The 14,634-nt window shown below is 66.2% G+C and carries 8 protein-coding genes; 4 read left to right on the top strand and 4 right to left on the bottom strand.

Annotated elements, in window-relative coordinates; all coding sequences use genetic code 11:
* Window positions 1–198: 198 nt before the first annotated feature.
* A complete protein-coding gene (locus tag G6N27_RS09095; RefSeq protein WP_163781549.1) occupies window positions 199–633 on the top strand; it encodes an MmpS family transport accessory protein in 435 nt (144 codons plus the stop codon).
* Window positions 630–3,551, top strand: coding sequence for an MMPL/RND family transporter (locus tag G6N27_RS09090; protein ID WP_163776042.1), 2,922 nt, complete (start codon window positions 630–632; stop codon window positions 3,549–3,551). Before G6N27_RS09095 ends, G6N27_RS09090 begins: the two co-directional genes overlap by 4 nt.
* A gap of 22 nt (window positions 3,552–3,573) precedes the next feature.
* Here G6N27_RS09090 and G6N27_RS09085 read toward each other — a convergent pair whose 3' ends face one another.
* The 3 genes from G6N27_RS09085 to G6N27_RS09075 all read right to left on the bottom strand — a co-directional run bounded on the left by G6N27_RS09085 (window position 3,574) and on the right by G6N27_RS09075 (window position 8,308).
* Window positions 3,574–7,257 carry a multifunctional oxoglutarate decarboxylase/oxoglutarate dehydrogenase thiamine pyrophosphate-binding subunit/dihydrolipoyllysine-residue succinyltransferase subunit gene (locus G6N27_RS09085; protein ID WP_163776041.1) on the bottom strand — a complete coding sequence of 1,228 codons (3,684 nt, stop codon included), beginning with the start codon at window positions 7,255–7,257 and terminating at the stop codon, window positions 3,574–3,576.
* A 52-nt stretch (window positions 7,258–7,309) separates the two neighbouring features.
* Complete coding sequence (locus tag G6N27_RS09080; RefSeq protein WP_163776040.1) at window positions 7,310–7,486, bottom strand: hypothetical protein; 177 nt, start codon at window positions 7,484–7,486, stop codon at window positions 7,310–7,312.
* A 66-nt stretch (window positions 7,487–7,552) separates the two neighbouring features.
* A complete protein-coding gene (locus G6N27_RS09075) occupies window positions 7,553–8,308 on the bottom strand; it encodes a hypothetical protein (protein WP_163776039.1) in 756 nt (251 codons plus the stop codon).
* Window positions 8,309–8,397: 89 nt separating this feature from the next.
* Between G6N27_RS09075 and G6N27_RS09070 the strand changes: the two genes are divergently transcribed.
* Together G6N27_RS09070 and G6N27_RS09065 are read left to right on the top strand one after the other, a co-directional pair.
* Entirely contained in the window at window positions 8,398–9,039 is a 642-nt protein-coding gene (locus G6N27_RS09070) for a PadR family transcriptional regulator (protein WP_163776038.1), read from the top strand.
* 2 nt (window positions 9,040–9,041) lie between these two features.
* Entirely contained in the window at window positions 9,042–11,174 is a 2,133-nt protein-coding gene (locus G6N27_RS09065) for an MFS transporter (RefSeq protein WP_372513010.1), read from the top strand.
* Here the strand turns inward: G6N27_RS09065 and G6N27_RS09060 are convergent.
* Window positions 11,171–14,581, bottom strand: coding sequence for a TM0106 family RecB-like putative nuclease (locus G6N27_RS09060; RefSeq protein ID WP_163776036.1), 3,411 nt, complete (start codon window positions 14,579–14,581; stop codon window positions 11,171–11,173). The genes G6N27_RS09065 and G6N27_RS09060 overlap by 4 nt on opposite strands.
* Window positions 14,582–14,634 lie beyond the last annotated feature (53 nt).

Below are 14,634 nucleotides of genomic sequence, written 5' to 3'. Positions count from 1 at the left end.
CGTGCGATTCATGATTTGCCACTCAGCCGCCGAAGTCTGCATAACCGCAGGTCAAGCAGGTGCTTACGGACCGAGTCCAATTCTTAGATAATGCACCAGAAGATCTCAACATTGGCATTCTGCAGCGTGGTTTACTTCAAGTCCCTGCGGGTCGCGCTCGTATCGAGGGGCCACGAGCGTTCGGGACAGGGCAAGCAGATGGCGTTCGCCGGGGTGCTCAAACGGATGTGGATGCCGCTGGTCGTCGTGGCGGTAGCCGGCGGCGGCGCGTACACCGTGTCACGCGTGCGCGCGGACTTCGGCTCGGAGCCCTACCCGCACCCGTACGCCAGGGCCGAGGACACCAAACTCGCCAATCCGAAGTCCGTGGTTTACCAGGTGTTCGCTCCGGTGGGCACTATCGCGGGCATCAGCTATTTTGATGTGAACTCCGATCCACGGCGGGTCCACGGGGCCCGGCTGCCGTGGTCGGTGACGCTCACGGTGAGTGCGCCGGCTGTCGCGGGTAACGTTGTGGCACAGGGGGACAGCGACAGCATCGGCTGCCGCATCGTGGTAGACGGTCAGATCAAGTCCGAGAGGATCTCGAACGAAGTGAACGCCTACACGCATTGCTTGGTCAGAGGCGCATGATCAACCATCACGGCCGCAGCCAAGAGACCAAACAGCCCTTTGTGGCGAGGATGGTCCGGCTGCTCTCGGTGCCCATCATCCTCGGATGGTTGGCGCTCACTGTTGTGGTGACACTTGCGATTCCGTCCTTGGAGCAGGTCGCCCGTGAACACGCGGTCTCGATGGGCACCAAGGACGCGCCGTCGATCAAAGCCATGGCGCGCATCGGTCGGGTGTTCAAGGAATCCGACTCCGACAGCATGGCGATGGTCGTCATCGAGAGCGATAAGACTCTCGGTCAAGACGCTCACCGGTATTACGACCAGTTGATTCGGGGACTGCGGGCCGACCCGAAGGACGTGCAGCATATCCAGGACTTCTGGAGTGACCCGCTCACCGCGGCCGGCGCCCAGAGCGCCGACGGCAAAGCTGTCTACGTCCAACTGAATCTCACCGGAAACCAGGGTGAGACGCGGTCCAACGCGTCCGTCGACGCCGTCCGCAAGATCGTCGACGGCGTCCCGGCGCCGCAGGGCATCAAGGCCTACGTCACCGGACCGGCCGCCGTCGCGGCCGACGGAAACAGCAGCGGCGACAAGACAATTGTGAAGATCATGATCGCCACGGTCATGGTGATCTTCGTGATGCTGCTGTTCGTCTACCGCTCTGTCGTCACGGTTGCCCTGCTGCTGGCGATGGTGGGCATCGAATTAGCCGCTGCCCGAGGCATTGTCGCGTTCCTTGCCCTGAACGACGTCATCAAGCTCTCGACGTTCGCCACCAACATGCTGGTGTCGCTCGCGATCGCGGCGGGTACTGACTACGGCATCTTCTTCCTCGGGCGCTACCACGAGGCCCGACAGGCGGGCGAAGATCGCGAGCGTGCCTTTTACACGGCGTATCGCGGTGTCGCGCATGTGGTTCTGGCGTCCGGCCTGACTATCGCGGGCGCGACGTACTGCCTGAGCTTCGCCCGGCTGCCGGTCTTTCAGACCATGGCCGCTCCGTGCGCAATCGGGATGCTGGTCGCGGTCGCCGTCGCATTGACGCTGATCCCCGCGGTGATCACCGTCGGTGGGCGTTTCGGCCTGCTGGATCCCAAGCGGCAGTTCGATGTTCGCGGATGGCGTCGGGTCGGCACCGCAGTGGTCCGCTGGCCGGCGCCCATCTTCGCCGCGACGGTCGCGGTCACCATGGTCGGCCTGCTGGCGCTGCCCGGCTACAAGGTGAGTTACATCGATCGCGACTACATCCCGAAGAGCACGCCCGGCAATGTCGGCATGGCGGCCGCGGAGCGGCACTTCTCCCAGGCGCGGATGATGCCCGAGATGCTGATGGTGGAATCCGATCACGACCTGCGCAACTCGGCCGACTTCCTGGTCCTGGACAAGTTGGCCAAGGGCATTTTCCGGGTCGAGGGCATCGCGCGGGTACAGGCCGTGACCCGGCCGCAGGGCACCCCGCTGGAGCACACGTCGATACCGTTTCTGCTCAGCATGCAGAACGCCGGTCAGCTGCAGAACCTGCAGGTCGCCGAGAGCCGGCTCGATGACATGACCAAGCTGGCCGATCAGCTCAACGGCACCATCAATTCGCTGCAGCGGATGAACGGCCTGATGAACCAGCTCGTCGGAACGACCCACCACGTCGCGGGCACCACCCACGACACATTGGCGATCACCAACGAGGTGCGCGACGACATCGCCAACTTCGACGACACCTTCCGGCCGCTGCGCAGCTACTTCTACGCCGATCCGCACTGCTACAACATCCCCATCTGCTGGGCGATCCGGTCGGCCTACAACGCCACCGACGGGGTGGACAAGCTCAGCCAGAAGCTGGGTGAGCTGAGCAAGGACATCGACTCCGTCGACGTGGTGGTGCCACAACTGGTCGCGCTGCTGCCGCCGCAGATCGACACCATGAAAAGCCTGCGGAGCATGGTGCTGACCATGCACAGCACGATGTCCGGCATGGTCGACCAGGCGAACGAGTTGAGCGGCGACGCGACCGCGATGGGCAAGGACTTCGACGCCGCGAAGACCGACGAGTCGTTCTACCTGCCGCACGAGGTGTTCTCGAACCCCGACTTCCAGCGGGTGGAGAAGCTGTTCCTGTCCCCGGACGGCAAGGCGGCGCGATTCATCATCTCGCACAAGGGAGATCCCGCGACCGGCGAGGGCATGTCGCGCATCGACGCCATCCGGACGGCGGCCTACGAGTCGCTCAAGGGAACAGCGCTGGAGGACTCCAAGGTCTACATCGCCGGCACCGCAGCGACTTTCAAGGATCTGCGCGAGGCCTCGAGCTACGACTTCCTGATCGCGGGCATCTCGTCGCTCTGCATGATCTTCATCATCATGTTGATCATTACGCGAAGTCTGGTCGCCGCGTTGGTGATTGTCGGCACCGTGGCGCTCTCGCTGGGCGCGTCGTTCGGGATGTCGGTGCTGTTGTGGCAGTACCTCATCGGCGTCAAACTGCACTGGCTCGTGATGGTGATGTCGGTGATCATCCTGCTGGCAGTGGGATCCGACTACAACCTGCTGCTGGTCGCACGGTTCAAAGAAGAGATCGGCGCGGGGCTGAAGACCGGCATCATCCGGGCAATGGGCGGCACCGGCAAGGTGGTGACGGCCGCTGGGCTGGTGTTCGCGTTCACCATGGCCTCGATGGTGGTCAGCGACAACCGGGCGGTCGGCCAGGTGGGCACCACCATCGGTCTGGGCCTGCTGTTCGACACGCTGGTGGTGCGGTCGTTCCTGATGCCGTCGATTGCGGTGCTGCTGGGGCGCTGGTTCTGGTGGCCGACGAACGTCCAGTCACGTCCGCCGCGGATCCGGCGCACTGCCGCACCGGAACTCGTGCGCGAGCTGCGAGCCGAAGGCGATATCACTGCGCCGCTCGCGACGGTCGGTCACGGCTCGCATCGCCGCTGAGGCTTCCGGCGGGCTCAGCGGCTCAGCGGAACGCCTCGTCGAGGATCTCCTGCTGCTCGACGGCGTGCACCTTCGACGAACCCGACGACGGCGCCGACATGGCGCGGCGTGAAATCCGTTTGATGCCAGTCAGTTTGCCGGGGAACATCTCGGGCAGCTCCAGGCCGAACCGGGGCCACGCCCCCTGGTTGGCCGGCTCTTCCTGCACCCAGAAGAATTCGGTGACGTTCGGGTAGTGGTCCAGCGTTTCGCCGAGGCGGGTCCGCGGCACCGGAGCAAGCTGTTCGATCCGCACAATCGCGACATCGTCACGGTTGTCCTTGGCTTTCCGGGCGGCCAGTTCGTAGTAGATCTTTCCGCTCGTCAGCAGCATGCGGGTGGCTTTGCTGCGGTCGCCGATGCCTTCTTCGTAGGTGGGCTCCTCGAGCACCGAATGGAATTTTGCCTCGGTGAAGTCGCGGATGTCGCTGACCACGGCTTTGTTGCGCAGCATCGACTTCGGGGTGAACACGATCAGCGGCCGCTGCACCCCGTCGAGGGCGTGCCGGCGCAGCAGATGGAAGTAGTTGGCGGGCGTGGAGGGAACCGCGATCGTCATCGACCCCTCGGCCCACAACTGCAGGAAGCGTTCGATCCGGCCGGACGTGTGGTCGGGGCCCTGGCCTTCGTGCCCGTGCGGCAACAGCAGCACGACGCTGGACAGCTGGCCCCACTTCGCCTCGCCGGAGCTGATGAACTCGTCGATGATCGACTGGGCGCCGTTGACGAAGTCGCCGAACTGGCCCTCCCACAGCACCAATGCGTCCGGGTTGCCGACCGTGTAGCCGTATTCGAAGCCGACGGCCGCGTACTCCGACAGCGGCGAGTCGAACACCATGAACCTGCCGCCGGTCGGGTTGCCGTTGCGATCGATCGTCAGCAGCTGCAACGGGGTGAACTCTTCGCCGGTGTGGCGGTCGATGATCACTGAATGCCGCTGGGAGAACGTGCCGCGGCGGGTATCCTGCCCGGACAGTCGGACCAATTTGCCTTCCGCCACAAGCGAACCCAATGCCAACAACTCGCCGAACGCCCAGTCGACCTTGCCCTCGTAGGCCATTTCACGGCGCTTCTCCAAGACCGGGGTGACCCGGGGGTGTGCGGCGAATCCCTCTGGTAGAGCAAGGAATGCATCGCCGATGCGGGCCAGCAGAGCCTTGTCCACCGCGGTGTCCAGGCCGGTGGCCAGCATCTGGTTGGACTCGACCGACAAACTCGGCTGCACGCCGTGCTTCTCCAGCTCGCGGACGTCGTTGAAGACCCGTTCCAGCTGGCCCTGGTAGTCGCGCAGCGCGTCCTCGGCCTCTTTCAGCGAGATGTCACCACGGCCGATCAGCGCTTCGGTGTAGGTCTTGCGAACGCCGCGCTTGACGTCGACGACGTCGTACATGGCGGGATTCGTCATCGACGGATCGTCGCCCTCGTTGTGTCCGCGCCGGCGGTAGCACAGCATGTCGATCACGACGTCCTTCTTGAACTTCTGGCGGAAGTCCACAGCCAGCTTCGCCACCCACACACAGGCTTCCGGGTCGTCGCCGTTGACGTGAAAGATCGGCGCCCCGATCATCTTGGCGACGTCGGTGCAGTATTCGCTGGATCGCGAGTACTCCGGCGCGGTGGTGAAGCCGATCTGGTTGTTGCAGATGATGTGGATGGTCCCGCCGACGCGGTAGCCGGGCAGGTTCGCCAGGTTCAGCGTCTCGGCGACCACGCCCTGACCGGCGAAGGCGGCGTCGCCGTGCAGCATCATCGGGACCACGGAGTCACCGTCTACGCCGTCGCCCTTGTCGAGCAGGTCTTGCTTGGCCCGGACCAGACCTTCCAGCACCGGGTCGACGGCCTCCAGGTGTGACGGATTGGCGGTCAGCGAGACCTGAATGTCGTTGTCGCCGAACATCTGCAGATAGACGCCGGTGGCACCGAGGTGGTATTTGACGTCACCGGAGCCATGCGCCTGCGCGGGATTCAGGTTGCCCTCGAACTCGCTGAAAATCTGCGAATACGGCTTGCCGACGATGTTGGCCAGCACGTTGAGCCGGCCGCGGTGCGGCATGCCGATGACCACCTCGTCGAGTCCGTACTCGGCACACTGGTCGATCGCGGCGTCCATCATCGGGATCACGCTTTCGGCACCCTCAAGTGAGAACCGTTTCTGCCCAACGTATTTGGTCTGCAGGAAGGTCTCGAAGGCCTCGGCGGCGTTGAGCTTGCTGAGGATGTACTTCTGTTGCGCCACAGTCGGTTTGACGTGCTTGGTCTCGACGCGGTGTTCCAGCCATGCCAGCTGCTCGGGGTCGAGGATGTGGGTGTACTCGACACCGATGTGGCGACAGTAGGCGTCGCGCAGCAGACCCAGGATGTCGCGCAGCTTCTTGTACTCCGAACCCGCGAATCCGTTGACCTTGAAGACCCGGTCCAGGTCCCACAGCGTCAGCCCGTGGGTAATCACCTCGAGGTCGGGGTGACTGCGGAATCGGGTGTTGTCCAACCGAAGCGGATCGATATCGGCCATCAGATGCCCGCGGTTGCGGTACGCCCCGATCAACTCCATGACGCGGGCGTTCTTGTCGACGATCGAGTCCGGGTTGTCGGTGCTCCACCGGATCGGCAGATAGGGGACACCCATCTCCCGGAAGATCTCGTCCCAGAAGTCGTCGGCGAGCAGCATCTCGTGGATGGTGCGCAAGAAATCGCCCGACTCCGCGCCCTGGATGATGCGGTGGTCGTAGGTCGACGTCAGGGTGATCAGCTTGCCGATGCCCAGTTCGGCGATGCGTTCCGGGCTGGCGCCCTGGAATTCGGCCGGGTACTCCATCGCGCCGACGCCGATGATCGCGCCCTGGCCCGCCATCAGACGCGGCACCGAGTGCACGGTGCCGATGGTGCCGGGGTTGGTCAGCGAAATCGTCACGCCGGAGAAGTCTTCGGCGGTCAGTTTGCCATCGCGGGCCCGCCGGACGATGTCTTCGTAGGCGGCGACGAACTCGCCGAAACTCATGGTCTCGCAACGCTTGATGCCGGCGACCACCAGGGAGCGCTTGCCGTCTTTACCCTGCAAGTCGATGGCCAGACCGAGATTGACGTGCGCCGGTGTGACCGCGTTGGGCTTCCCGTCGATCTCGGCGTAGTGCCGGTTCATGTTGGGGAACACCTTGAGCGCCTGAACCAGCGCGTAGCCCAGCAGATGGGTGAACGAAATCTTGCCGCCGCGAGTGCGTTTGAGCTGGTTGTTGACGACGACGCGGTTGTCGATCATCAGCTTGGCGGGGATGGCGCGGACGCTGGTCGCCGTCGGCAGGTCCAGCGATTGGGACATGTTCTTCACGACGGCGGCGGCCGCTCCACGCAGCACCTGGTTTTCATCACCCTCGGCCGGCGGCGGCCCCGACTGCTTGGCGACGGGCGGCGGCGCGCTCACCGAGCCGTTGCCGGATGCGGCGGTCTTGACCGACTCCGGCGCGGGGCCGGGTGCCGGAGCGGGCGCCGCCGGGCGGGCCTGCGCGGGCGGCTTGGGCTCGGTGTGACTGTCGCCCGTGGACTCCGGGTTGTAGTCGACCAGGAAGTCATGCCAGCTCGGGTCGACCGAGGAGGGGTCATCGCGGAATTTGCGGTACATCTCCTCGACAAGCCATTCGTTTTGGCCGAATGGTGAACTCGTACTGCTCACAGCAGCTACTCGCCTCGATTCCTCTTCCGAAAGCGCCACGCCGCGCTTGCCATTACCTGGACATGGTGTCGGCGCGTCTCAGTTGACTGTCCGGCTCCTTCTCGGGACCACCCGCATCGTCGCCGGACGGCTGACTGTCCGGCTCCTCCTCGGGACCACCCGCATCGTCGCCGGACGGCTGACCGTCCGGCTCCTCGTCGCCGGACAGCTGCGGCGCCCCGACAGTCACCGCCTCATAAAGGCTAACCCTTTGCCGACGATCCGCCATGTGACTTCGCACCGGCTCGGTCTGCCGTTACGTCGCGTCGGAAGCGGTACGCAGCAGGTGCAGGGTGCCCGGCCATCGCGCGGGTGGCTTGCCGAAGGCGTTGCGGGCGTTGCGGGCGATCTTCTTGCCCGCGAGCCGGTTCCCGACGGCGCCGATGATGGCGCCGATCCCGACGGGCAGGACCTTGCCGAACAGCAGTGCGCTGCGGCGCAGCGTGAACCGCCGCACCGCCCGCTTGAGCAGCCGCGAGTTGAGCTGCGACAACGACGCCATCGGCAGCGACGCCACGCCCTCCGACAACCACGCCCCACTTGTCCGGCCCGGGCCGAGCAGCTCGGCCATGGCGTGCTTGCTGTCGTCGCCGACCAGCACCGATAGCACCAGCGCGCGGCGCCGTTCCCGGTTCTCGGCCGAGACCCCGTAGACCGACGCGGTCGCCAACGCGTAGAACGCGGTGGCTTCCAAGAACACCGCGGTCTCGCCGGCGGCGGCGGACAACGCGGCGATCGTGCCGAGCCCCGGCAGTACGGCCGCCGACCCGACCGCTGCGCCGCTGGCCGTCACGGCCGCGATGAAGCGCTTCTCCAGCTTCTTGGCGATCGTTGCGGGGTCGGCGCCGGGATCTGCCCGTCGGAGGCGTTCGACGTACGCCTCGGCGGCGGGGCCCTGAATGCGTGAACTGCGCTCGATGATGTTCGCCAGCGCCCGCGCCGATGCCTTTGGCTTGCCGTCGGTGGTGGCGGGCGACGAATCAGACGATGACCGTTTCCATCGGGCGCTCATGCGTTCAGGCTAGCGCCGGTGCCGGAAAATGTGGGGCCAGGCGTCCTCGCCATTACTCCATTGGGAATAATCCGGAGGGGACACATTCGATGACGACGCGGGGTCACGTCCCGCCCGACGATGAGCCGGGGCGGCCCGCCAGGCACGACGGGCAGTCGATGGCCTACCAACTCACCGCGCTGGGCATCTCGGTCTTGGCGCTGCTCCGAGCCCGCCCGATGCACGGCTACGAGATGTTCCAGACCCTGGTCGAACGGCACGCCGACCGCATCGTGAAGGTCCGGCCCGGGTCGCTGTACCACGTTGTGGACCGGTTGACGGAGGAGAAACTGATCCGCCGGGCGGCGACCATCAGGGACGGCAGACGCCCGGAACGCGCCGTCTACGAGATCACCGACGCCGGTGCCGAAGCCCTCCAACAACGGGTGGGTCAACTGATCGGAACCCCGGTGAACGAGTTTCCGCAGTTCGCCGTCGCCCTCGCCGAGATCGATACCCTGGGTGACGACGCTGCGGTCGACTCGGTCGGCGACCGGGTCGGGGCCTTGGAGGCGCAGGCCGCCGAGATCATGGCGATTCGCGATGTCGGTGTCACGCCCGCCGGTTATTTGGCGGCGTTCGATTATTTGCTGGCAATGGTGCAAGCTGAGTTGACGTGGTTGCGAAGCTTCGCCGACTCGATGCGATCCGGTCGGCCGGAGCGACAACAGACGGACGGGGTGGGGGTATGACCGTGGCGACTGCTCGGCGGCGCGCGGGCGGCGGCCCGGCAGCTTCGGGCCGCGTCGGCGACGTCAACCCGTGGAACGCGCTCTGGGCGATGATGGTCGGCTTCTTCATGATCCTGCTCGACTCGACGATCGTCGCCGTCGCCAACCCGAGCATCATGAACAAGCTCGGCACCGGCTACGACACGGTGATCTGGGTGACCAGCGCCTATCTGCTGGCCTATGCAGTCCCACTGCTGGTGGCCGCGCGACTCGGCGACCGGTACGGCCCGAAGAACCTCTACTTGGCCGGTCTGGCCGTCTTCACGCTCGCCTCACTGTGGTGTGGGTTGTCCGGCAGCATCGGCATGCTGATCACCGCGCGGATGGTGCAGGGGATCGGCGCCGGGCTGCTGACCCCGCAGACCCTGTCCACGATCACCCGCACGTTCCCGGCCGAGCGCCGCGGGGTGGCGATGAGCATGTGGGGCGCCACCGCGGGCGTCGCCACGCTGGTCGGGCCGCTGGCCGGCGGCATCCTGGTCGACGCGCTGGGCTGGGCGTGGATCTTCTTCGTGAATGTTCCGATCGGCATCATCGGGCTGGGGCTGGCGTACTGGCTGGTGCCGTCGCTGCCCACGCACAAACACCGCTTCGACCTGATCGGTGTGGGGTTGTCCGCGGTCGGCATGTTCCTGATCGTCTTCGCGCTGCAGGAAGGCCAGTCCGGCGGCTGGGCGCCGTGGATCTGGGCGGTACTGGTCGCCGGTATCGGATTCATGAGCGCTTTCATCTACTGGCAGTCGCTGAACACCCACGAACCGCTTGTTCCACTTGGTATCTTCCGCGACCGCGGGTTCAGCCTGGCCAACGTCGGTGTGGTGGTGATCAGCTTCGTGGCCACCGCGATGGTGCTGCCGTTGATGTTCTACGCGCAGGCGGTGTGCGGACTTTCGCCGACGCGCGCGGCCCTGCTGACCGCGCCGATGGCGGTCACCAGCGGTGTGCTTGCGCCGTTTGTCGGCCGGATCATCGACCGCGTCCATCCGCAGCCGCTGGTCGGCTTCGGTTTCTCGGCGCTGGCCATCGGGGTGACCTGGTTGTCGTTCGTGATGACCGCGACCGTGCCGATCTGGGAACTGGTTCTGCCGTTCTTCGTGCTGGGTATCGGCATGGCCTTCATCTGGGCGCCGCTGGCGACCACGGCGACGCGCAACCTGCCGGACCAGGTGGCCGGTGCCAGTTCCGGCGTCTACAACGCGACGCGTCAAGTCGGGGCCGTGCTGGGCAGCGCCGGCATGGCCTCGTTCATGACCTCGCGGATCAGCTCGCACCTGCCACCGATGCCCGACGGGGTCGGGTCCCAAGGCGACAAGGGCGCTGCGCTGCAGTTACCGGAATTCTTGCGCGAGCCGTTCGCCACCGCGATGTCTCAGTCGATGTTGTTGCCGGCGTTCGTCGCGCTGTTCGGCGTCGCGGCGGCGTTGTTCATGCTGGATTCCGCTGGGCCGGCGCGCCGCGGCCGGCAGCAACGCGCCGACGACGCGACATCCGAACACGGCGACGTGCAGACCCGGCGCGTTCGGGTAAGGCCCAGTGCCGCAGACAGTTTCGAGAACGACGGCATCCGAGGCGGCTTCGACGACGATGACGACTACGTGGAGTACACGTTGACGCCCGCGCCCGCAGCCCCGCCTCGGCGGCCCCGTGCGGCAGTGCGGCCGCCTATCCGGGAGGACAGAACCGAACCGCTGCCCAAACACGTCGACCACCCCCGGCCGTCGCCCGCCGAGAACTGGCGCGGCGCACCGGTCGAGTCGTGGCAGAGCTTGCTGGAAGACCTGGGTTCCGAGCCGGACGATGAGCCAATCGGGCTCGCCGACAACGGCTTGCATGTTGACGACGAGCAGCGTTTCCGGCCGGTCGAGGAGTTCTCGCCGCGCGAGTACCGCCCCATCGACCGCGTGCCGGATTTCGACGAGCCGTTCTTCGACGACATCGACACTTACGGCGGCGGCACCGACCGTCCGCGGCATTCAGGACCGGCAGGTGACCGCGGCGACAAGGGCAACGGGTACCACCCGCCGCCTCGCGGGGAGCGCCGTCGAGCGGATCCGGACGACGGGCCGCGTTACGGACGGCATTCGCACCTCGATTAATCGGACGCTGTCAGGGCGAGGAATGCTCCCAGTTCCACCAGGCCCGTGGGTGCGGCGGGCAGGTAGTCGGTCAACGTTTCGGCCCGCACTATCACGGCCGCGTACTGTGCGCGGCTGACTGCCACGTTCAACCGGTTTCGGTTGAGCAGGAACGGGATTCCCCGCGGAATGTCCTCGACCGACGAGGCGGTCATCGAGATGATGGCCACTGGCGCCTCGGCGCCCTGGAACTTGTCGACGGTGCCGACCCGGACATCGCCGAGCCCTGCTTCGGCCAGGTGCCGGCGCAGCAGCACCACCTGTGCGTTGTAGGGCGCGAGCACCAGCACGTCGTCCTGCGTCAACGGCCGGGTGCCGTCTTCGGTCGTCCACGCCGCGCCCATGATGCGCATGATGTGGTCGACGATCGCCGCGGCTTCCTCGGGGCTTTCCGTGGCGTTGCCTTCGTGGTGGACGCGCACGACGTGCACCCCGGGCGGGTATCCGCTGAGCTCACGCGCGGCGGTGAGTTCGTCGTTGGACTGCAGCCTGCCCTCGTAGGCCAGGACCGACACGGGTGTGCAGACGTCAGGATGCATGCGATGGGTGCGGTCAAGAAAGTAGCCGCGCTCGGCGGGCAACGTGCGGTGACCCTCGACCAGCCAGCCCAGCGCGGACCCGTCGACGGGCTCAGGATGGGTGCCCTGGCTGACCTGCGGCAGCTGCTGCGGGTCGCCCAGCAGCAGCAGGTTGGCGGCCGCCGGTGCGACCGCGATGGTGTTGGCCAGGCAGAACTGGCCGGCCTCGTCGATCACCAGCAGGTCGAGGCTGCCCGGCGGAACCCGGCGCGGGTTGGCGAAATCCCAGGCCGTGCCACCGATCACACAGCCGTTTGTGCCGGCGATGAATCCGGCGTATTCGCTCTCGCTGATCTGCTGCCAGCCGATGTTCTCGCGGTCGGATCGCTTCTTGGCGACGCGCAGCGGATCGATACCGGCGTCGATCGTGCAGCGCAACAGGTTTTCCACCACGGTGTGCGATTGCGCGACGACGCCGACCCGCCAACCATGATCGGCGACAAGTCGTTTGATGACGTGTGCGCCGGTGAAGGTCTTACCGGTGCCTGGGGGTCCGTGCACGGCCACATACGACGAGTCGAGGTCGAGCAGGGCGGCGATGATGTCGTCGACACGATCTCCGGCTCTGGGCAGCTCTGCGCCACTGCGGGTGCGGGGCCGGCGGCGTAGCAGGATGTCGAACACCGCGGAGCGCGGCAGTTGCGGTAATCCGGCCGCGACGGCCGTGGCGACCTCGTGGATCGACTCCCGCAGCGGCGTCGTCGATATCGGCTGTCCCGGAGTCAGAGCGAACGGCAGTTGATGAAAGGTACTGCCGTCCTTGGGTGTTCGCTCCAAGATGATCACGTCGGTCGGCGCGGCCAGATCGTCGGCCTCGAGCACCTCGGCGCGGCCGGCCGCCCGCCGATCCGGGTTGTCGGTGAGACCGGCCGGTGCCGGCGGCTCGTAGAGCGCGAAGACCTCGCGGTTGAGCACGCCACGGGCCAATTCGCCGGTCAACTGCAGCTGACGTTGCAGTTTGCGCTTTCGCGGCGGGAGGTCCCAGTCGACCGCGACAGTCGCCCCGTTGACGATGAAAACGTCCGTCTCGTCGGCCCATTCGTCGACGGGATAGTTCAGCCGGTCGAAATGCGCCCACCAGAACGGCTTGTCCTCGCGGCGGTGATAGCCGCGAGCGGCGGAAACCAGTGCGACCGCCGTCTGCTCGGGGGTGCGGTCAGCCGAGGCGGCGTCGCCGGTGAACGCGTGCAGAGTGTCGGCCAGCGGGTCGGCCTCGTCGATGATCCCGCTGTCGGAAACCGGCTGTGCGCCAATGGGTGTGACGCCGGATTCGAATGCCCGCAACATCAACCAGTCGCGCAGGCCGCGGGTCGACCGGCAGTCGTAGTGGTTGTAGTCCTCGATCTCCTTGAGGACGGTCGCCGCCTCGTCGAGCCTCCCGCTGCCGCGCAGCTCGCTGTATCGGGCGTACTGCGTGATCGAGTCGGCGGCGGTGGTCACGTCGCCCGACCGCAGCTGCGCGCCCATGTACAGCGGCTCCAACGCCTTCAGGCTGATCGATTCGGCGCCGACCCGAGTGCTCTTGCGCACGATCGGATACAGGTCGACCAGCGTGCCGCTGCGCAGTAGGTCGTCGACGTCGTCCTCGCCGACGCCGTGGCGGCCGGCCAACCGAAGCAGCGCCGTCTTCTCGTACGACGCGTAGTGGTAGACGTGCATGTTCGGATAGCGCTTGCGTCGTTTGGCCACCAGCGCGAGGAAGTCGATCAGGGCCCGGCGCTCGTCGGGGCGATCATGTGCCCACAGCGGGTGGAAGGTGCTCGACCGTCCGCCTTCCAAGACGCCGAATAGATACTCCAGGCCCCAATCGACGCCGTCGGCTGTCCAGAGCGGATCACCTTCGAAGTCGAAGAACAGATCGCCCTCGTCGGGGTTGGGCAGCAAGGTCAACGGTTGCGGGTCGACCACCTCGTACTGCGGTGTGCCGCTATCACGTTGACGTACTTGTAGTTTGGCCTGCGAGACCAGCTTGTCGACGGCGCGAACGGCCAGGTCGGCAACGGGCCCGGTGTGTGCGGCCAAACCCGCGACAGTGGAAAGGCCCGCATCGATCAGCTTGGCGCGCTGGCTGACCCGCATGCCCGCGACCAGCAACAGGTCGTCGGTGGCACGCACCTGCTCGTCGCAGACCGGGCACCGAAAACATGCCCGCACCCGCTCGTCGTCCCAGCGAACCGGGGCGCCGCCGGCGTGATGCTCGTCGAGTAGGTGCTGCAACCGGGTCCGCTGCTCGAGGTACACCGGGATCAGTTCGTCGACGCGGTAGCCGACTTCTGTGCCGTTGCCCAGAATCAGCTCGGCCTCTCCGAATACCGGAATGCCGGCGCGGTGCAAGGTGTCGGCGTACGCCGCGATCTGGAGCAACGCGGTGACTTTCGCCGAGCGGGCCAGCTTGGTGTCCGACACCTGGTACTGCCCGTCGCGGCGGACCAGGAAGTCGGCGAACCCGACGAAGCGGCCGTCGAACATCGCGGCCTGGTAGATCACCGGCGCTTCGTTGTCGACGGCGCGATGGGTGGCCGCCGCGGCGGCGGCGATGCCCTCCACGGTGAATGCCGGACGGCCGATCACGACCATCTCGCCGCCGTGCGCCTCGCGCAACTTGTCGAGCCGGCGCCGCTCATGCTCGTCACCGAGAGCGGCCGTGCGCGCGAGCAATTCGTCTTCGACGGCTACGCCGGGACCCCAGCCGAGTTTCGCGTCGAACGCCCGCAGCAGCGCGTACTCACAGCGGGCGGCGGATGCGAGATCCGAGGCGCTGTAGATGATGCGATCGCCTGCCAAGAACACAGCAGCCACTGTAAGCGGCTACACCGACAACGTCGGACGACGATGCGGGCCGG

The sequence above is a fragment of the Mycobacterium cookii genome (assembly GCF_010727945.1).
In the GTDB taxonomy this organism is placed as follows: domain Bacteria; phylum Actinomycetota; class Actinomycetes; order Mycobacteriales; family Mycobacteriaceae; genus Mycobacterium; species Mycobacterium cookii.
The sequence above is the reverse complement of the archived record's forward strand: the minus strand, read 5'-3'. Positions and strand labels throughout refer to the sequence as shown.

What these genes read in the sequence shown, in the direction of transcription:
- G6N27_RS09095 (WP_163781549.1), top strand. Translation starts at nt 199, where the DNA reads ATGGCGTTCGCCGGGGTGCTCAAACGGATGTGGATGCCGCTGGTCGTC.
- G6N27_RS09090 (WP_163776042.1), top strand. Translation starts at nt 630, where the DNA reads ATGATCAACCATCACGGCCGCAGCCAAGAGACCAAACAGCCCTTTGTG.
- G6N27_RS09075 (WP_163776039.1), bottom strand. Translation starts at nt 8,308, where the DNA reads ATGAGCGCCCGATGGAAACGGTCATCGTCTGATTCGTCGCCCGCCACC.
- G6N27_RS09070 (WP_163776038.1), top strand. Translation starts at nt 8,398, where the DNA reads ATGACGACGCGGGGTCACGTCCCGCCCGACGATGAGCCGGGGCGGCCC.